Here is a 19,155-nt window from a genome sequence, read left to right on the forward strand (position 1 = left end):
TACTGAAACACGTGCTTTCCGGACTTGTGATCGTGGACAAACCCCAGGGGTGGACCAGCCACGACGTCGTGGCGAAAATGCGCCGGCTCGCCGGCACCCGCAAAGTCGGCCACGCCGGCACCTTGGACCCGATGGCCACCGGGGTGCTGGTGCTCGGCGTCAACAAGGCCACCAAGCTGCTGACCTACATCGTGGGGACCACGAAGACCTATACCGCGACGATTCGGTTGGGCCAGGCCACGGTCACCGACGATGCCGAAGGCGAGGTTACCGAAACCAGTCCGACGGCGCAGGTCACCGAAGCCGCGGTCCGGAACGGGATCGCCGGACTCACCGGCGAGATTTCCCAAGTGCCCAGCAGCGTCAGCGCGATCAAGGTCGACGGAGAGCGTTCTTACGCCCGGGTTCGGGCCGGCAAGGACGTCCAGCTCGCGGCCCGGCCGGTGCGGATCCTGCGCTTCGAACTGCACAGCTTCCACCGGCTGCCCGGCGATCTGATCGACCTCGAAGTCACCGTCGAATGCTCATCCGGAACCTACATCCGGGCGCTGGCCCGGGACCTCGGCGCGGGTCTGGGCAGCGGCGGCCACCTGACCGCGCTGCGCCGCACCGCGGTCGGACCGTATTCCCTGGCCGAAGCACGCACCATGGACCAGCTCGCCGCGGAATTCCGGATGCTGGAGATGTCCGACGCCGCCCGGGCGCTGATGCCGGTGCGGGAGCTGACCGCCGATGAAGTCGTGGAACTTTCCTTCGGCCGCCGGATCCCGTCCGGGCCGCAGGCGCACCCGGCCGCCGATCCAGTCGCGGCCTTCGCACCGGACCGCAGCCTGGTGGCTTTGCTTGACGACCCGGGCCCGGCAGGCAAGAGCGCAAAAGCGGTTTTGGTGTTCGCACCGGATGAAGGGGGTTCAGGTGCAGCCTGACGGATGGTTCTATGTCGCGCTGGTGGTTTGCCTGATTTCCACCGTGATCTGCGTGGTCGCCGCATTGGCCAAAAAAGGGCCGAATGACGTGACCATTCTTTCGGTGGCCGCAGTAGAGCTTTTCCTCTTGGTGTACCTGGTGGCCAGCATCGTCCGGCAGGCCAATGGCGAGCAGATCGCCGGCGCCGGCTGGGAGTTCTGGGGTTATCTGATCACGGCTCTGGCCTTGCCGATCGGCGGCGTGTACTGGTCTTTGCTGGAACGCAGCCGCTGGAGCAATCTGGTTTTGGGCACCGTCGGGCTGGTCGTCATCGTGATGATGTTCCGGATGATGCAGATTTGGTACGGCGCCACAGCGCCGATAGGGAACTGAGGAACAACAGGACATGAGCCAACAACTCACGCGCGCCACCGGTCCGGGGCGGCTGCTGATCGCGGTCTACGGGGTTTTCGCACTCGCGGCCACGGCACGGGCGGCGTTCCAGATCGCCACCAAATTCTCCGAGGCCCCGCTGGCCTATCTGCTTTCCGCCTTCGCGGCGCTGGTCTATATCGTGGCAACGGTTTCCTTGTCGATGCGCGGCCTGCGTTGGTATTGGGTCTCCGTAGCCGCAGTGCTGGTGGAGTTGCTGGGCGTGCTCGTGGTGGGCGGCCTGAGCATTCTGGACAGCGCGGCATTCCCGCATGACACCGTCTGGAGCGGCTTCGGCCGCGGCTACGGCTTCGTGCCCCTGCTGCTGCCGCTGCTCGGCCTGGTCTGGCTCTACCGCAAGCGTCCGGCCGCGCAAGCCGGCCGCCCGGATCCAGCCGCCGCGGAATGAGCCAGCAGCCGGCCGTTCCGCTTCCGGAGGTACCGGTGCTCTCGGACCAGACGGTACGCTTGCGCGGCATGGAGCTGCGCGACGCCCCGGAGCTGATCGCCAACTGCCGGGACCCGGAAGCGGTCCGCTGGACCACGGTGCCCCTGGACTATTCGGCCGATGATGCGCAGCAGTTCATCACCGAGATCTGTCCGCAGGGATGGCGCGACGGCAGCACCCAGACTTTCGCGATCGCGGATGCCGGTTCGGACCGCTTGCTGGGCACCATCGACCTGCACCAGTTCCGGGCGGCCACCGCGGAACTGGGCATCAACGTCGGGCCGGCGGCCCGGGGGAGCGGCGCGGCATTGCGCGCCGTGCGGCTGATCCAGGACTATGCCTGCCACGGATTGTCATTGGAATACCTCTATTGGCAGGCCTACGTGCCGAACTGGCCGAGCCGGAAGCTCGCGTGGAAAGCCGGATTCCGATTCGAAGCCGAACTGCCCGGATTCGCCGCGGCCCGCGGGGTCAGCACCGATGTTTGGCTGCTGTCTTGGGCCGCCGGCGCACCGGGCGCCGAGCCGGAGCCATGGTCGGGGCCGGTGCTCACCTGAGAATCATTCTTATGCTTCTGGTGAGACCCAGCTGATATTTGGCTGTGAAGTTAATGCCGAATTTTCAGGAAGCTTTCAGTTTCGGACGGTTCATTGGGACTGTGCCCGGGGTTTCTGGGCGAAGGCTTGGAACTGGTTGAACCGTGTCAACGTCGATGCGGGTGCCCGGTTCCGTCATGAAAGGTACTGCACGTGACAAACAGCGCTTTGCGTTTCCGTGTTTTCGCTGGAGCAGCGGCCCTGGCCATCGGGGTTACCGGTATCGGCGCCGCACTGGTTTCCGAGCCGGCATCAGCCGCGCCGGCGAGCCAGGCGGCATTGACCGATACCGACGGGGACGGCTTGCCCGACGTTTGGGAGACCAACGGCTACGATGCCGACGGCGACGGCCAGATCGATGTGGACCTGCCGGCGATGGGCGCCGATCCGAAGAAAAAAGACCTCTTCGTCGAAATGGACTACATGCAAGGCCGGCTGCCGGGAACTGCGGCGTTCGATCGGATCAAAGCGTCCTTCGCTGCTGCTCCGGTCAGCAACCCGGACGGCAGCACCGGAATCAACATCCACTTGGACGCCGGTAGCGCAGGCGGGGGCAATTACAACCTGGGTGGTGGAAACCAGGTTCCCTACGACTCGGATCTGAATCCTTACGCGAGCCAGACGAACGCGATCAAAGACAACAACTTCGATTCCGCGCGGGCCAAGATTTTCCGCTACATGATCTGGGCCGACGACTACGACAGTAGCTGCAGCAGCGGCGTGGCCTTTGGCATCCCCGGTGACACGTTCATCGTGACCATGGGGCCGCGTTGCGGTTGGAAGACTACCGAAGACATGCAGGTCGGCACCTTCATCCACGAGCTCGGCCACACGCTCGGGCTCAAGCACGGCGGCTCCGACCACACCAATTACAAGCCGAACTACTTGTCCGTAATGAACTACACCTTCCAATTCAGCGGAGTGCCGAAAGCCGATGGCAGCTTCAGCTTCAGCTATTCGAACGTCAACCCCGCGTCCTTGAATGAGTCCTCGTTGAACGAAGCCAATGGGCTGGGCAGCAGCGCCTCGGCCTGGAAGACCAGTTGGTTCTGCCCGGACAAGACCAAGCGCACCACTAGCGGTGCGGCGAGCCAGCCGATCGACTGGAATTGCAACGGCACGGCCGGCGGAACGGTGAGTGCGGACATCAACAAAGACGGTTCGAAGGGTACGTTGAGCGCACAGAACAACTGGGCGAACATCAGCTTCCGCGGCGGGAACATCGGCAGTGGAGCCGGGATGAAGGCCCGGTCCCTGCAGCTCGAAAACCAGGAGCCGGAGTTGACCAAGGCGGATTGGGACTTGTTGCAGCAAGGCATCCAGCCGTAACCGAACCGCTGGGGCACTTTCCACGACGGAAGGCTCTGGGGCAGCCGGGCGAGCAACCCGCCGGCTGCCCCAGAGCTTTTCCTGTTCCCGGCACCGGATTCTGCCCGGAGCCGTGAGAACATTGCTGTGAAGACACTAGCGAGGCAAGCACGCTCCGAACAGAAGGAGAAAAGCCATGACGGAAAATGCAGTCCCGGAAGAAACCCCCGGGGACCTTTCGGCCGGGATCGAAGCGGATCCCGAGGAATTGGCCCAGGCCGAGAAGCTCGCCGATTGGAAAGTGTTCCGGATCGTGGTGGCGGTGATCGGGCTGGTGCTGCTCGCCATCGGGCTTTACGAAGTGATCACCGGAGCCAAAGGCGTGCCCGGATTCACCGGGACTTCGGACGCCAGCTTGGAGTCCAGCTACCGGTTCTTGGCCGGGGTCTTCCTCGGTGCCGGAGCGGCTTTCATCGCCATTGCGATCAAGTTCCAGTGGGCGCAGGTGCTGTTCTTCGTGTGCGGCATGATTTTCCTCGGCGGACTCTCCCGAGTGCTCTCCTGGGCGCTCTCCGGCACCCCGACGCCGATCGCGATTTTCCAGATGATCGCCGAGTTGGTGTTCCCCCCGGTCGTGGTGGTCTGGTACCTGTGGATCAACCGGACCCAGAAACTGCGGGCCAGCTACCGTCAATCCCCGGTTGTGCCGCAGGGCTGAACCGGACCGAACGGGCGACGAACGAAAGAACAGCGAAATCTAGTGCAGTACTTCAATGGCATCTCCGAGGTCCCTGCCGACTTCGGTCCTTCAGTGGTGACTCTGGGAAATTTCGACGGCGTGCACCGCGGACATCAAGAAGTCCTCCGCAAGCTGGTCGGCCTGGCGCGGAGCCAGGGCGCCAAAGCCGTAGCCATCACCTTCGATCCGCATCCGGCCCAGGTGCACCGGCCGGAAAGCGCCCCGGGGCAGATCATGAGTCTGGCCGACCGGGTGGACACCATGTCGCAGACCGGCCTCGATGCAGTCTTGGTGCTGCACTACACCCTGGAATTCGCCCAGCAGAGTCCGGAAGAGTTCGTCCGGGCCACCTTCGTCGAGGCGCTGCACGCCGCCGCCGTGGTGATCGGGCACGACGTCCGCTTCGGCAAGGCGAACGCCGGGGATCTGGGCACGATGCAAGAACTCGGCGGGCGGTTCGGATTCCAAGTGCAGGTGATCGGCGAATTCGGTACGGATCGCCGGTGTTCTTCGACCTGGGTTCGGGAAGCGCTCGACCGCGGCGATGTGCGGACTGCGGCCGAAGTCCTGGGCCGGGCGCACCATATGCGCGGCACCGTGGTGCACGGCGCGGCCCGCGGTCGCGAGCTCGGCTTCCCGACTGCGAACTTGGCACCGGAAGCATCCGGCTACATTCCGGCCGACGGCATTTATGCCGGTTGGCTGGTAGACGCGGTCGGAAACCGCTGGCCCGCGGCGATTTCAGTGGGTTCGAACCCCACCTTCGAGGGTGTGAGCCGGCAAGTGGAGGCGCATGTGATCGACCGGCCGGAGGAAGCGGTTGAGGATTTCGACCTCTACGGCCAATCCGTCACGGTGGAATTCATCGAGCGCCTGCGCGGCATGGTCGCCTATACCGGGCCGGAAGCGCTGATCGAACAGATGTGCAAGGACGTGGTACAGGCGCGGACCGTGCTTTCCGCGGATGCTGCAGTTCGAGAGATTGCTTGAACAAACCAACTGCAATGGCGGATACTGGATTTGCGAGAAGATCACGCCGCGCTTAAGCACAGGTGGACCCGAGGAGCGCCGTTTCGGCGTCTGCCAGGCGGCGGGTTCACGGTCGGAGGGGGCCGGCTGGACTTTTCCCGCGACGCAAGTCAATACCTGAAGTAACATTGATCAGCGTTAGCGGTATCGGATTTTCGCTAGGTTACCGCCTCTCGTTTGGAGAACCATCGTTATGCATCGTCTTCACCACATCCGTCGTGCGGCTGCCGTCGTCGTCGCTTTCGCGCTCGCGTTCGCCTCGTTGATCGGGTTGAATGCCACGAGCGCGGATGCAGCGCCGGAACCGTTCGGAAAGGTGCTGAGCGGCATCTACCGCGGCGACATGGTGATGGCGACCAATAGCAACCTGCTCTCCGCCGGTCGTCCGTCGTATCAGAAACCCGCGCAAGTCGACGGCTCCAGCGACGATCTGTGCCCCTGGGCACCGAGCGGCGGGGGCGGGCAGCCGGCTCCGGTGTATGGGGCTGCGGTCAAAGCTGCTTGCAACAATTCGAGTTCAGCATTCCTGGACGTGCCGAAAGGTGCGAAAATCGTCGCGGCCCGGCTTTACGTGATGAACACGCTCCGCGAAGAGCGGCCCGCGACGGAAGTCCGCCTGGCCGGTCCGGGCGAAGGCTACAACTACCGGATGATGAACCAGGCAACGCCGCTGGCACCGAAGATCCGGGAATCCTCGACCGGTAGCTACAAGCAGAACGCCGGTGGGAACTACGGCCAGGACATCATGCGCCAGTCGGTGTGGGATGTCACGGCGCTGGTGCAGAACCTTGGCGGTGGGATGTACACCGTTGCGGATATCCCGAGCGAGTCCTATTCGAGCTGGACGCCTTGGGCTGCTTGGAGCATCACTGCGGTCTACGAATGGGACAACAATTCCACTCAGGACTTCTTTTCGCTGAGTGAACAGGAACAATATCGCTTCTCTCCTCGGTCCATCGCTTGGCAAGACGGCAACCAGTACAAGTTGGGCGGACAGCGTACGTCGGTGACTGCTGGCCCCTTGGTGACGCCGGACGCCGGTCAGCCGCGTTTCGGGAAGACTTTCCACCAGGTGGCGCATGCCAACGTCGGATATGGCGATCGGGCCGAGCTGAACGGTGTGGAGCATGGAAACAATAACCTTCAGGGAAACTCGGCTCCGCCGGTGGGAACGGTTCTAGGCCGAGACCCGGCCTGCAATTCCACGACGGATGTCCAGAACGAGACGATTTGTTATTTGGGCAGCAAGGTCAATTCGACTCCGGACCAAGGAAGCAATTACCAGAAGGTGCCAGGTGACGGATACCGCCCGTCGTACGGTTCGGTTTCCACCAACAGCTCGGCGTATGACGCAGACATCATCCGGATTCCGGACGCCGCGATTCCTGAGGGCACGACGCAAGCGACCTACGACGTCATCTCGGTTGCCGACGAGTGGCTCAATGTCGGAATGGTGGGCGTCTCCATCAATTTGCCGGCACCCAGGCCTGATGTGCAGAAGACGGTCAAGAAAATTGGCACCGGTCCGGTCAAGCCCGGAGACGTGGTTGAGTACACGCTCACGGCGAAAAACATCGGTAAAGATGTGGCCGTGGATAACACGCTTGAAGATCAGATCCCGGCAGGGGTCACCTATGTGCCCAATTCAGCGCAGGTAACGAAGGGGTTCGACCAAGGGGCCAAGAGTGATGCAGCTGATTCGGATTCAGTGACCCTAGAGGGCCGTACCCTCGTCTGGCGACCAGGAAGTTCTGCTGATAAGTACACAGATCCCAACATCTCGGCGCCAGCAGATTGGAAGAAGGCCCCGGATGGAAAACCGGATTATTCGCTCAACTTGGACAACAACGACGGAGAGCAAACACTGACCTTCCGGGCAACGGTCGATGCGGATCAGAGCGGCAAGCTGATTCCCAACCAGGCGGCCTTCACGGTCAAGGGAAGCAAGTCCAATATTCCCTTGACCGCGAATGCCCGTACGGTTCTGGCCGTCGAGCCTGATGACGGCGCCTATACCGTGTCCAAGAGTTCGGACAAGGCGCAGGCTCTGCCCGGCGATGTGATCACCTACACGGTGAAAGTGACCCAGACCGGTGACGCACCGGTGGATGCTTCCTTTGCAGACGACTTGTCGAAAGTCAGCGGAGCAAGTTATGTGCCGGGTTCCGCGACTGCCGACAGCGGGACGGTCTCCGGCGTTGTCAACTGGTCGGGGAACCTGGCAATGGGCCAGACGGCTACGGTTACCTATCAGATGAAGGTGGATTCCGGGTTCCGAGGAAAGCTGATCAATACCGCAGTTCCCGGAGAGCGGGGCGGCTGCGATGCAGGGAACTGCGAAACCACAACAGAGGTGCTCACCCCTGGCGGGTACGAGATGGCCAAGTTCGCCGACCGGAGCGAAGCCAATCCAGGAGACGTGGTCACCTATTCGATTCTGGTCAATCAGACCGGCGACACTCCTGTGGATGCATCTTTCGTGGATGATTTGTCCAAGGTAGTCGGTGCTAGCTATGTTGCCGGTTCTGCAGAAGCTTCCGAAGGCACGATTTCCCCGGACAACTTAGTGACTTGGTCCGGCAAACTTGTCAAAGGAGACAGCGTAGTTGTCTCCTACCAGATGCAAGTTAATGCTGATTTCCGCGGGAAGATCGAAAACGTCGCGGTCCCCGGAGACCCTAACTCCTGCGTTCCCGGCGAATGCGATACCACGACGACCGTCCCAGTGCAGCCACGGTTCACGCTGGAAAAGACCGCAGACAAGACCACTTCGGTTCCCGGTGATGTCATCACCTACACCGTGAACGTCGCACAAGTGGGCGAGGGCGGCGTCGATGCTTCATTCTCCGATGAACTTGACCAGGTTGCCGGTGCCACGTATGTCCCTGGGTCGCTGACCAATGTCTCGGGCATTGGTACGACCTCGGGGGAGGTGTCCTGGTCCGGCAGACTGGAAACTGGCCAATCCGCGACCATCACCTATCAGATGAAGGTCAATGCGGATATCGCTACGCCTGGACGAGTCTTCAACTCTGCGGTTCCGGGCGAGAACGGAGACTGCCGAACTGAACAATCTTGTTCCGTGACGACTGAGGTTTTGACGCCGGGTTCGTTTACGGTGACGAAGTCGGCTTCGCCGGGTTCGGTAGCTCCGGGGGATGAGGTCACGTATACGGTGAAGGTCGTCCAGAAGGGTGATACTCCAGTTTCTGCCTCGTTCGTCGATGATCTGTCCAAGGTGGCCGGTGCGACGTATGTGCCGGGTTCCGCTCAGGTGGACGGTGCAGGAATCATCAGCGGAGAGATCGATTGGTCGGGGACCCTGCGCAAGGGGGATGTTGCCACGATCACGTACAAGATGAAGGTCAATGCGGATATCGCGACCCCGGCCGAGGTGAAGAACACCGTGGTGCCGGGGGATAAGGGTACGTGTGATCCTGCGGATTCGTGCACAACGACGACTGAGGTTTTGACTCCGGGTTCGTTCACGGTGACGAAGTCGGCTTCGCCGGGTTCGGTGGCTCCGGGGGATGAGGTCACGTATACGGTGAAGGTCGTCCAGAAGGGCGATACCGAGGTGTCGGCGTCGTTCGCCGACGATCTGTCGAAGGTGGCCGGGGCGACGTTTGTTGCTGGTTCGGCGGCCGCGGACAAGGGTTCGGTTGCTGTCGATAATCCGGTGAATTGGTCGGGCACGTTGGCCAAGGGTGATACCGCGACGGTGACGTACAAGATGAAGGTGAATGCGGATCTTGCGACGCCTGGTTCGGTGAAGAACACTGTGGTGCCGGGGGATAAGGGTACGTGTGATCCTGCGGATTCGTGCACGACGACGACTGAGGTTTTGACTCCGGGTTCGTTCACGGTGACGAAGTCGGCTTCGCCGGGTTCGGTGGCTCCGGGGGATGAGGTCACGTATACGGTGAAGGTCGTCCAGAAGGGCGATACTCCTGTTTTGGCTTCCTTCGTTGATGATTTGTCGAAGGTGGCAGGTGCGACGTTTGTTGCTGGTTCGGCGAGTGCGGACAAGGGTTCGGTTGCTGTCGATAATCCGGTGAATTGGTCGGGCACGTTGGCCAAGGGTGATACCGCGACGGTGACGTACAAGATGAAGGTCAATGCGGATCTTGCGACGCCTGGTTCGGTGAAGAACACTGTGGTGCCGGGGGATAAGGGTACGTGTGATCCTGCGGATTCGTGCACAACGACGACTGAGGTTTTGACTCCGGGTTCGTTCACGGTGACGAAGTCGGCTTCGCCGGGTTCGGTGGCTCCGGGGGATGAGGTCACGTATACGGTGAAGGTCGTCCAGAAGGGCGATACCGAGGTGTCGGCGTCGTTCGCCGACGATCTGTCGAAGGTGGCCGGGGCGACGTTTGTTGCTGGTTCGGCGAGTGCGGACAAGGGTTCGGTTGCTGTCGATAATCCGGTGAATTGGTCGGGCACGTTGGCCAAGGGTGATACCGCGACGGTGACGTACAAGATGAAGGTGAATGCGGATCTTGCGACGCCTGGTTCGGTGAAGAACACTGTGGTGCCGGGGGATAAGGGTACGTGTGATCCTGCGGATTCGTGCACGACGACGACTGAGGTTTTGACGCCCGGCGGCTTCACCGTGGTGAAGACCGCGACTCCGGGTTCAGTGGCTCCTGGTGATGAAATCACCTACCAGGTCGTGGTCAAGCAGACCGGTGACAAGCCGGCCGCCGCTTCCTTCGCGGATGACCTCTCCAAGGTGACCGGCGCGACGTATGTTGCCGGTTCTGCCACTGCCGACAAGGGAGCCATCGAGGGAACGGTGAACTGGTCGGGCACGCTGGCCAAGGGTGATACCGTGACGGTGACGTACAAGATGAAGGTCAATGCGGATATCGCGACCCCGGCCGAGGTGAAGAACACTGTAGTGCCGGGTCCGGACGGCGGATGCGAACCGGGCACGTGCACGACCACGACCGAAGTGCTGACTCCGGGCGGTTTCACCGTGCTGAAGTCGGTGGACAAACAGAACGCGGCCCCGGGCGATCTGCTCACCTACACGGTCAAGGTCACTCATCAAGGCGATACCGAGGTGACGGCGTCGTTCGCCGATGACCTCTCCAAGGTGGCCGGCGCGACGTTTGTCGCCGGTTCGGCCGCTGCCGATCTCGGAACCGTCACCGGAACCGTGAATTGGTCGGGCACTCTGACCAAGGGTCAGAGTGCCACCGTGACGTATCAGATGAAGGTCAATGCCGATATCATGACTCCGGCCGAGGTGAAGAACACCGTGGTCCCGGGGGACAAGGGCACCTGTGAACCCGGCGGCTGCGAAACGGTCACTCCGGTCCCCACCCCTGGGAGCTATCTGATCATCAAATCTGCCGATAAGCAGGACGTGGCTCCGGGCGATGTGGTCACCTATACGGTGACGGTTTCGCATCGCGGCGACACTCCGGTCGAGGCGTCGTTCGCGGATGACCTGTCCAAGGTGGCCGGCGCGACGTTTGTCGCCGGTTCGGCCACTGCCGACAAGGGTTCCTTGAGCGGCACGCTGGACTGGACCGGAACGCTCGAAAACGGGCAGACCGCAACGGTCAAGTACCAGGTGAAAATCAACTCCGACATCGTGACGCCGGCTTCGGTACGGAATGTCGTGGTTCCGGGCGAGAACGGAACTTGTACCGATGACAGCTGCGAGACGACCACCGAGGTCCAGACTCCCGGAACGTTCACGACGGTGAAGACGGTCGACAAGAGCGTCGTCGCTCCCGGCGACGTCCTGACCTACACGGTAAAGGTCACGCACCGGGGTGATACCGAGGTCGAGGCCTCGTTCGCGGACGACTTGTCCAAGGTCGTCGGTGCCGAGTATGTTCCCGGATCAGCAAAGGCCGACGCGGGAACGGTGATCGGCACGCTGAATTGGTCAGGCACTCTGCGCAATGGCCAAATCGCGACGGTGACTTATCAGATGAAGGTCAAGTCGGACCTGACAACGCCGAGCAGTCTCAAGAACACCGTGGTTCCCGGGGACAAGGGCACGTGTGATCCGGGTGGCTGCGAAACCACGACGGAGGTGCTCCGGCCGGGCGGGTTCGAGCTCAAAAAGACGGTCAGCCCGGGTACGGCCAAACCCGGTGATCTGTTGACCTTCACGGTCAAGGTTTCGCAGACCGGCGACACTCCGGTCGTCGCGTCGTTCGTCGATGACCTGTCCAAGGTCGCGGGTGCGAGCTATGTGGCGGGTTCGGCCAGCGCGGACAAAGGCGCCGTCGAAGGGACAGTGAATTGGTCGGGGACCCTTGGCAAGGGCGAAAGCGCTACGGTGACTTACCGGATGGCAGTGGATGCGGCAATCGCCGACGGAACCCAGGTTCGAAACGTGGTGGTGCCTGGCGGCGACGGAACCTGCGCGCCGGGATCGTGTGAGACTACGACCGTGATCACGGTGCCGCCGAAACCTCCGGTGACACCCGAACCGCCGGTCGTTCCTCCGGTGACCGAGGAGCCCCTGCCGGAGACCGGTGCCGCGGTGCTGCCGTGGTTGGCCGGCGGCGCCGCCTTGGCCTTCGCAGGTTTGGCGTTCGCAGTTGCGGCTGGAGTCCGGCGTCGGGAACCGAGCGAATAGCCGAGTGTCCGAGGGAACGCTGCTGACCACCCCGGGGTGGTCAGCAGCGTTCCCGATTCCCGGGCAGACTTGGCCGCGCCGGACTGTGCTCGGCGTGTGGGTCGCCGTGGCCGGGCATGGGCAGGTTTCGACAGACTCCACCCCGCAGCGTAAACTGGAACGGTGAATCCGGCTGCAGTCCGTGGCGGCTGGATTCCGTGTTGCCCGAGGCCGAGTATTTCCTGGGCGCAGCACGTACCCGCTGGCGCACTGTCTGTCGGGACGCACGGCACACCTCAAGGAGTTACCTGTGGCACTTGAAGCCGCTGTCAAGCAAGAAATCATGAAGGAATACGCGACCGGGGAAGCCGACACCGGTTCGCCCGAGGTGCAGATCGCGATGCTCTCCAAGCGCATCCTGGATCTGACCGAACACCTCAAGGTGCACAAGCACGATCACCACACCCGCCGTGGCCTGATGGCCCTGGTCGGTCGTCGTAAGCGTTTGCTCACGTATTTGAAAGACACTGATATCACGCGTTACCGTACGCTCATCGAGCGCCTCGGCCTGCGTCGATAACACCCCCCCGTTGAGGCCGTGCCTTCCTTGCGAAGCGCGGCCTCAGCAGGTTTCAACTGAATCGACGGGAGTGACCGGATGCTGAGCATTCGCGGTCCTCGGTAGTGGTTTACGGGATGCCGGCTCTGGCCGGAAGCCCCGTGGGCCTCGATCGAAGACCGGGTGCGGTCTGGCGGAAGGTCACCTCCCAACAACAGAAACGGAGGTGACTCTCTATGGAGGGTCCCGAAATCCAATTCGCCGAAGCAGTGATCGACAACGGTCGCTTCGGCAAACGCACCATTCGTTTTGAAACCGGCCGCCTTGCCCAGCAAGCCGCCGGTGCCGCGATGGTCTACATCGACGACGACACCGCGTTGCTCTCCGCGACGACCGCCGGCAAGCAGCCGCGCGAAGGATTCGACTTCTTCCCGCTCACCGTGGACGTGGAAGAGCGGATGTACGCCGCTGGCCGGATCCCGGGCTCGTTCTTCCGTCGCGAAGGCCGTCCGTCCACCGAAGCGATCCTGGCTTGCCGCCTGATGGACCGCCCGCTGCGCCCGGCGTTCGTCAAAGGCCTGCGCAACGAGGTCCAGATCGTGGTCACCGTGCTGGCGATCAATCCCGACGAGCTGTACGACGTGGTCGCGATCAACGCTTCCTCGATGTCCACCCAGCTCTCCGGCTTGCCGTTCTCCGGTCCGATCGGCGGCGTCCGCGTCGCACTGATCGAAGACCAGTGGGTAGCGTTCCCGCGGCACTCCGAAATGGAAAAAGCCGTGTTCAACATGGTCGTGGCCGGACGGGTTGCCGGCGATGACGTCGCGATCATGATGGTCGAGGCCGAAGCGACTGACAACTCCTGGAATCTGATCAAGGAAGAAGGCGCCACCGCGCCGACCGAAGAGATCGTCTCCGAGGGTCTGGAAGCGGCCAAGCCGTTCATCAAGGCGCTGTGCGAGGCGCAGGCCGATTTGGCTGCCCGCGCAGCCAAGCCGACCGTCGAATTCCCGATCTTCCTGGATTACCAGGAGGACGTCTACGCGGCCGTCGAGGCTGCTGCCTCCGCGAAGCTCACCGAGGTCTTCCAGATCGCGGACAAGCAGGAGCGCGACGCGGCTTCGGATCTGCTCAAGGACGAGGTCGTTTCCAGCCTGGCCGGCCAGTTCGAAGGCCGCGAGAAGGAACTCTCCGCAGCATTCCGTTCGGTCACCAAGCAGGTCGTGCGCCAGCGCATCCTCAAGGACCAGATCCGGATCGACGGCCGTGGCCTGACGGACATCCGCCAGCTCACCGCCGAGGTCGAGGTGCTGCCCCGGGTGCACGGTTCGGCGATCTTCGAACGCGGCGAAACCCAGATCATGGGCGTGACCACCTTGAACATGCTCAAGATGGAACAGCAGATCGATTCGCTGTCCCCGGTCACCCGCAAGCGCTACATGCACAACTACAACTTCCCGCCCTACTCCACCGGTGAAACCGGCCGGGTGGGTTCGCCCAAGCGCCGCGAAATCGGCCACGGCGCACTCGCCGAGCGGGCCATCGTGCCAGTGCTGCCTTCGCGTGAAGAGTTCCCCTACGCGATCCGCCAGGTCTCCGAGGCGCTCGGTTCCAACGGCTCCACCTCGATGGGCTCGGTCTGCGCTTCGACGCTGTCGCTGCTCAACGCCGGTGTGCCGCTGAAGGCTCCGGTGGCCGGCATCGCGATGGGCTTGGTTTCCGATCAGGTCGACGGTCAGACCCGCTACGCGGCATTGACCGACATCCTGGGTGCTGAAGACGCCTTCGGCGACATGGACTTCAAGGTGGCCGGTACTTCCGAGTTCGTCACCGCGATCCAGCTCGACACCAAGCTCGACGGCATCCCGGCTTCAGTCCTGGCCGCGGCGCTCAAGCAGGCCCGCGAAGCCCGCTTGCACATCCTGGGCGTGCTCAACGCCGCGATCGACGTGCCGGACGAGCTCTCCGAGTTCGCGCCGCGGGTCATCGCGGTCAAGATCCCGGTCGACAAGATCGGCGAGGTCATCGGGCCAAAGGGCAAGATGATCAACCAGATCCAGGAAGACACCGGCGCGGACATCTCGATCGAAGACGATGGCACGGTGTACATCGGTGCGACCAACGGCCCCTCGGCCGATGCCGCCCGATCGGCGATCAACGCGATCGCCAACCCGCAGGTCCCCGAGATCGGCGAGCGTTACCTGGGCACCGTGGTCAAGACCACCACGTTCGGTGCATTCGTTTCGCTCACCCCGGGCAAGGACGGTCTGCTGCACGTCACCGAACTGCGCAAGATCAACGACAACAAGCGCGTGGACAACGTCGACGACGTGGTCTCGGTCGGCCAGAAGATCCAGGTGGAAATCACCAAGATCGACGACCGTGGAAAGCTTTCGCTCTCCCCGGTGGTGGCTGATTCGGAAGACTCCGAGGACGCCGTTGCGGAAGCTGCCGAATCGGTGGCCGCCGAGTAGCGGTCAGCCGTTCGGGACTCGTCCCAAGCTCACCGGAGCGCCCTGTGCCTACTGGCACGGGGCGCTTCCTCGTTTCCGCGGGCAATCCCCGCGACCGTGCCGAGCAGGGACTCCAACGGACCGCGCCGGCCCCAGAGGTAATAGCCGATGCCGAGCAGCAAGGACCCGGCCAGGATCAGCCAGAACAGCTCCTCGGGCAGATACTCGACCGCGGCGAAGGTCAGCAGGGCCAAAACCCCGACATGCCCGACATAGAGCGTCAGCGGGATCCGGCCGATGACCGCGAACGGCAGCACGAGCGGGCGCAGCCGGCGGGCGAGCAAGAGGAATCCACCGATCACCGCCAGCGCGGTTCCGGCGGTGCCGAGCAAATCGAAGGGCGAACCGGAGTGCGGCGTGGACACCGTCAACCACCACCAACTCTCATCCTGGCGCTCGGCCGGGGACCGGACGTAGAGCAACGGCTCGAGATAGAATTCCGAGCCCTCGGCGGTGCGGCGCAAGGCGGCCAGGCCGCCGCCGGAGTAAGGCAGCAGATCGCTGATCAGCCGGCTGGCCACGGCCACCAAGACGCCGCCGGCCAGCATCGTCCAGGCCAACCGGAGTTTGCCCAGGTCCGATCTGGCCAGCGCCAAACCGAGCAGCAGGTAGCCGAGCCATTGGAACGCCGGATAGGTGCCGGTCAGCAGCAGGTCCGGCAGGAAGGACGGCGTGAACAGGTTCAGCCAACAGGGATTTCCGTCCGTCACCGCTTCGGCGCCCATGCTCTGCCACAGCCCGGCTCTGAGCGGAAAGGCCAGGACCGGGCTCAAGGCCAGCCAGCCGAAGGCCAATGGGTAGAGCACCCGTGGGCCCAAGGTCGTGAAGGGCAGCAGCAGGAGGAAAAGCAGTGCGTACTGGCAGAGGATGATTGCCACGTTGACATCCCAGAGCCCCATCGTGAGACCGATGCCGAAGAGCACCATGGCCCGGGCTGTGATGCCGCGCAGGTCAGCGCTGAAGAGCTTTCCGCGATGGCGCTGCGAGCCGCCGGTCATCAGGCCCAGGCTCAGCCCGGCGAGCACTGCGAACAAGGCCGAGGAGCGCCCGGAAAAAACCAAACCCGCCAGGGTCGGCTCGGCGGTCTGCCCGTCGTAGAGCGGGAGGACATGTGCGGCGATCATCCCGATCAACGCGAGTCCACGGGCCGCGTCGACGCCGGCGAGGCGCGAGGAAGTGCCGTTGCTGCGGTCTGGCATAACGATCATGCTCTCACGGCAATCGCCGGCGGGATGCCGGATCGGTGCTTTGCCGCCAGATGCATGGAATTCTCCTAGACTGCCATAAACTGGAGACCTATGCCTTCCATTCAGCTATTGCTCACTGCGCACCACTCAGCTGCCGGTGGGGATGCCGCAGCAGAGTCCACTCTTTTGGCCGGTTCGCCAGGCGGCTCCACAGTCCGTCGTTCCGTACTACCCGGCGGAGTCCGGGTACTCACCGAATCGATGCCCGGCCAGCGCAGTGCAACGATCGGGTTTTGGGTAGGCGTCGGGTCCCGGGACGAAGCCGAGGGGCAACACGGCTCGACGCATTTCTTGGAGCATCTGCTGTTCAAAGGCACTACCCGGCGCACCGCGCTCGAGATCGCCTCGGCCTTCGACGAGGTCGGCGGCGAGTCGAATGCGGCAACGGCAAAAGAAAGCACCTGCTACTACGCAAGAGTGCTCGACGCCGATTTGCCGATGGCGATCGACGTGATCGCCGATATGGTGACCTCGGCGGTATTGGATGCCGAGGAACTCGAAGCCGAGCGGGACGTGATTCTGGAAGAGATCGCGATGGACGGCGATGACCCCACCGACGTGGCGCATGAAAAGTTCGTCGCCTCGGTGCTGGGGCAGCATTCGCTGGGCCGGCCGATCGGCGGGACCCCGGAGGCGATCCGCGGCGTTTCCCGGGAATCCGTGCTGGCGCATTACCGCAGGTTCTACCGGCCGGATGAGCTGGTGGTCACCGCGGCCGGGGGACTCAACCACGATGCGGTGTGCGCCCAGGTGCTGACCGCCTTGGAGTCCGCGGGCTGGGAGCTCGATCCCGAGGCCGCCCCGGTACCCCGGCGTTCGGTGCAGCCGGCGCCGATCTCCGGAGCGCCCGGCCTCCAAGTGATCAAACGCCAAGTGGAACAGGCGAACATCATCGTGGGCTGCCCGTCGATCACCGCGACCGACGAGCGCCGGTTCGTAATGAGCGTGCTCAACGCCATTCTGGGCGGCGGCATGTCTTCCCGGTTGTTCCAGGAAATCCGGGAAAAACGCGGTTTGGTGTATTCGACCTACTCGTTCGCCTCGTCGTATGCCGATGCCGGGTACTTCGGCATGTACGCCGGTTGCGCACCGCAGAAGGTACCGCAGGTGCTCGCCCTGCTGGGCGCGGAGCTGGACAAACTGGCAGCCGACGGGGTGACCGCCGAGGAGCTGGGCAAGGCGATCGGGCAGCTTTCCGGCGGCATCGTCTTGGCGCTGGAGGATACCGGATCGCGAATGTCCCGCTTGGGCCGGGCCGAACTGGTCTCCGGCGAGTTCCTGGACATCGACGAAACCTTGGCGCGGATCCACTCGGTGTCCGTGGCACAAGTGAACGCGCTCGCCGGCGAGCTGGCAGCCGCACCCCGGACCATGACCGTCGTCGGGCCGTTCGATGAAACGGAACGCTTCGGGCTCTGACTTTTCGCTGCATCAGCGGCGGTTTCCCGAGGGGGCTGTCCTGGTCGTCACGTTGCACGCGTGGTGGTCGGGACAGCCCCCTCGCCGGTTGTCGGATGGCCCGGCAGGCACCGTGAAACTTAAATGATACGAATCGTTGACAAATGTATCTCGCAGTGTCTAACTTTACTGAAAGGCAACTTACTGGGGGTAACTTACCGAACGGCTCGTCCGATTTCTAAGCTCGAAGGGGTGCATCAATGTCACAGGCGACAAAGAATGCCGGCAACCGTGGAACCAGGCTGGCCGCGAAGCGGGCCGGCGAGGCGCCGGCCAGGCCCGACTGGGGGTTTTTCGGCCCGGACTCGGTGGCCTACCAAGTCTGGAGCTACCCGACCTCGATCGCGTTGGGATTTTCCCGGGCGGTGTCCGTGGAATTCCTGGACCCGCATTTGACCGCCTCGGTGGTGGCCACGGATCAGGTGATGCAGCGCACGCAATTGCGCTACGACCGCACCATGCAATACTTCACCGCGGTTTTGTACGCCGATGCCGAGACGGTGCTCAAGTTCTCCGACATGCTGATGAAGATCCACTCCCGCGCCAATGGGCACGATCCGGTGACCGGCAAGGAATTCGACGCGAACAATCCGGATTCCCAGCTTTGGATCCACATTACGGCTTGGCATTCGATCATCAAGATGTACGAGAAGTTCGGCCCGGGAAAACTCAGCCGGGAGCGGGAGACCGAGTACTGGGCCGATTGCGCCAAGGCTGCGGAGTTCCAAACCATCGATCCGGCCAAGGTTCCCCGTTCCCGGGAGGCCGTGCGCGCCTACTTCGAAGATTGGCGGCCGAGCAACACCGCCACCGAGGGCGGCCAGGCGCATTATGACTTTTTGGTCAATGGAGTGGAAAAGGTGCTCGGCGACGGCCTGGGGCGCAGTGCTGCGCTGGCCGGCAAGGTGCTCAATGTGCTGACTTCGCGGGCGATCCTCTCCACCTTGCCGCGCTGGGCGAACACCATGGGCGGCATGCGCTACACCAAGCTGGATGCTTTGATCATGGCTACCGTGGGCACGCCCGCGGTGAAGGCGTTCCACAAATACCTGGCCACCCACCCCAAGGCGTTTTTGAAATTGCTGGATACGATAACCCCGCTATCCACGCCGATCCTGGATCCGGTGCTCAACGACAAGCTTCCGCTGGCGGACAAGGTCTACGGCATTGCCGAGGCGCGGGAGAAGTTCGGCCACACCACGTCGCCGATCGAGCAGTTCGCGGCGTTCCGCGAGGCCCGGGCGCAAGGCAAGGGGCCCAAGCCGTACACGCCGCGGCACCACGACGAAATCCTGGCCTTCGACAAATAACGGTCCCTGGCGAAGGGGTGGGCG

General features: G+C 63.0%; 14 protein-coding genes. 13 read left to right on the top strand and 1 reads right to left on the bottom strand.

Annotated features, from left to right (window positions below; genetic code table 11):
* The first annotated feature begins 11 nt into the window (after positions 1-11).
* The 11 genes from truB to JOE69_RS14895 all read left to right on the top strand — a co-directional run bounded on the left by truB (position 12) and on the right by JOE69_RS14895 (position 15,077).
* The gene (truB, locus tag JOE69_RS14845; protein WP_309799984.1) at positions 12-926 is read left to right on the top strand and encodes a tRNA pseudouridine(55) synthase TruB; all 915 of its coding nucleotides are present in this window, start codon (positions 12-14) and stop codon (positions 924-926) included.
* The gene (locus tag JOE69_RS14850; RefSeq protein ID WP_309799986.1) at positions 901-1,299 is read left to right on the top strand and encodes a hypothetical protein; all 399 of its coding nucleotides are present in this window, start codon (positions 901-903) and stop codon (positions 1,297-1,299) included. The genes truB and JOE69_RS14850 overlap by 26 nt, the downstream gene beginning before the upstream one ends.
* Before the next feature lie 13 nt (positions 1,300-1,312).
* Positions 1,313-1,747, top strand: a complete 435-nt coding sequence (locus tag JOE69_RS14855; RefSeq protein WP_309799987.1) for a hypothetical protein — start codon at positions 1,313-1,315, stop codon at positions 1,745-1,747.
* Positions 1,744-2,343: a GNAT family N-acetyltransferase gene (locus JOE69_RS14860; protein WP_309799989.1), complete on the top strand. Its 600-nt coding sequence runs from the start codon at positions 1,744-1,746 to the stop codon at positions 2,341-2,343. The genes JOE69_RS14855 and JOE69_RS14860 overlap by 4 nt, the downstream gene beginning before the upstream one ends.
* A gap of 192 nt (positions 2,344-2,535) precedes the next feature.
* Complete coding sequence (locus JOE69_RS14865) at positions 2,536-3,711, top strand: hypothetical protein (protein ID WP_309799991.1); 1,176 nt, start codon at positions 2,536-2,538, stop codon at positions 3,709-3,711.
* A 175-nt stretch (positions 3,712-3,886) separates the two neighbouring features.
* Positions 3,887-4,408, top strand: a complete 522-nt coding sequence (locus tag JOE69_RS14870) for a DUF4345 domain-containing protein (RefSeq protein WP_296364077.1) — start codon at positions 3,887-3,889, stop codon at positions 4,406-4,408.
* Between the two features lie 42 nt (positions 4,409-4,450).
* On the top strand, positions 4,451-5,419 hold the full coding sequence (locus JOE69_RS14875; protein WP_309799995.1) for a bifunctional riboflavin kinase/FAD synthetase: 969 nt from the start codon (positions 4,451-4,453) through the stop codon (positions 5,417-5,419).
* 232 nt (positions 5,420-5,651) lie between these two features.
* The gene (locus tag JOE69_RS14880; protein ID WP_309799997.1) at positions 5,652-12,065 is read left to right on the top strand and encodes a DUF7927 domain-containing protein; all 6,414 of its coding nucleotides are present in this window, start codon (positions 5,652-5,654) and stop codon (positions 12,063-12,065) included.
* Between the two features lie 4 nt (positions 12,066-12,069).
* Positions 12,070-12,231, top strand: a complete 162-nt coding sequence (locus JOE69_RS14885) for a hypothetical protein (RefSeq protein ID WP_309799999.1) — start codon at positions 12,070-12,072, stop codon at positions 12,229-12,231.
* Positions 12,232-12,354: 123 nt separating this feature from the next.
* Positions 12,355-12,624: a 30S ribosomal protein S15 gene (gene rpsO / locus JOE69_RS14890; protein WP_296364081.1), complete on the top strand. Its 270-nt coding sequence runs from the start codon at positions 12,355-12,357 to the stop codon at positions 12,622-12,624.
* Positions 12,625-12,839: 215 nt separating this feature from the next.
* Positions 12,840-15,077 (top strand): polyribonucleotide nucleotidyltransferase, encoded by a 2,238-nt coding sequence (locus JOE69_RS14895; RefSeq protein WP_309800001.1) that lies wholly within the window; start codon positions 12,840-12,842, stop codon positions 15,075-15,077.
* 29 nt (positions 15,078-15,106) lie between these two features.
* Here JOE69_RS14895 and JOE69_RS14900 read toward each other — a convergent pair whose 3' ends face one another.
* On the bottom strand, positions 15,107-16,315 hold the full coding sequence (locus JOE69_RS14900) for a heparan-alpha-glucosaminide N-acetyltransferase domain-containing protein (RefSeq protein ID WP_309800003.1): 1,209 nt from the start codon (positions 16,313-16,315) through the stop codon (positions 15,107-15,109).
* A gap of 99 nt (positions 16,316-16,414) precedes the next feature.
* On the opposite strand from JOE69_RS14900, the gene JOE69_RS14905 reads away from it, so the two are divergent.
* Positions 16,415-17,782, top strand: coding sequence for a M16 family metallopeptidase (locus JOE69_RS14905; protein WP_309800005.1), 1,368 nt, complete (start codon positions 16,415-16,417; stop codon positions 17,780-17,782).
* A 239-nt stretch (positions 17,783-18,021) separates the two neighbouring features.
* Positions 18,022-19,131, top strand: a complete 1,110-nt coding sequence (locus tag JOE69_RS14910; protein WP_309800007.1) for an oxygenase MpaB family protein — start codon at positions 18,022-18,024, stop codon at positions 19,129-19,131.
* Positions 19,132-19,155 lie beyond the last annotated feature (24 nt).

It is taken from the genome of Arthrobacter russicus (genome assembly GCF_031454135.1).
Classification (GTDB): Bacteria; Actinomycetota; Actinomycetes; order Actinomycetales; family Micrococcaceae; genus Renibacterium; species Renibacterium russicum.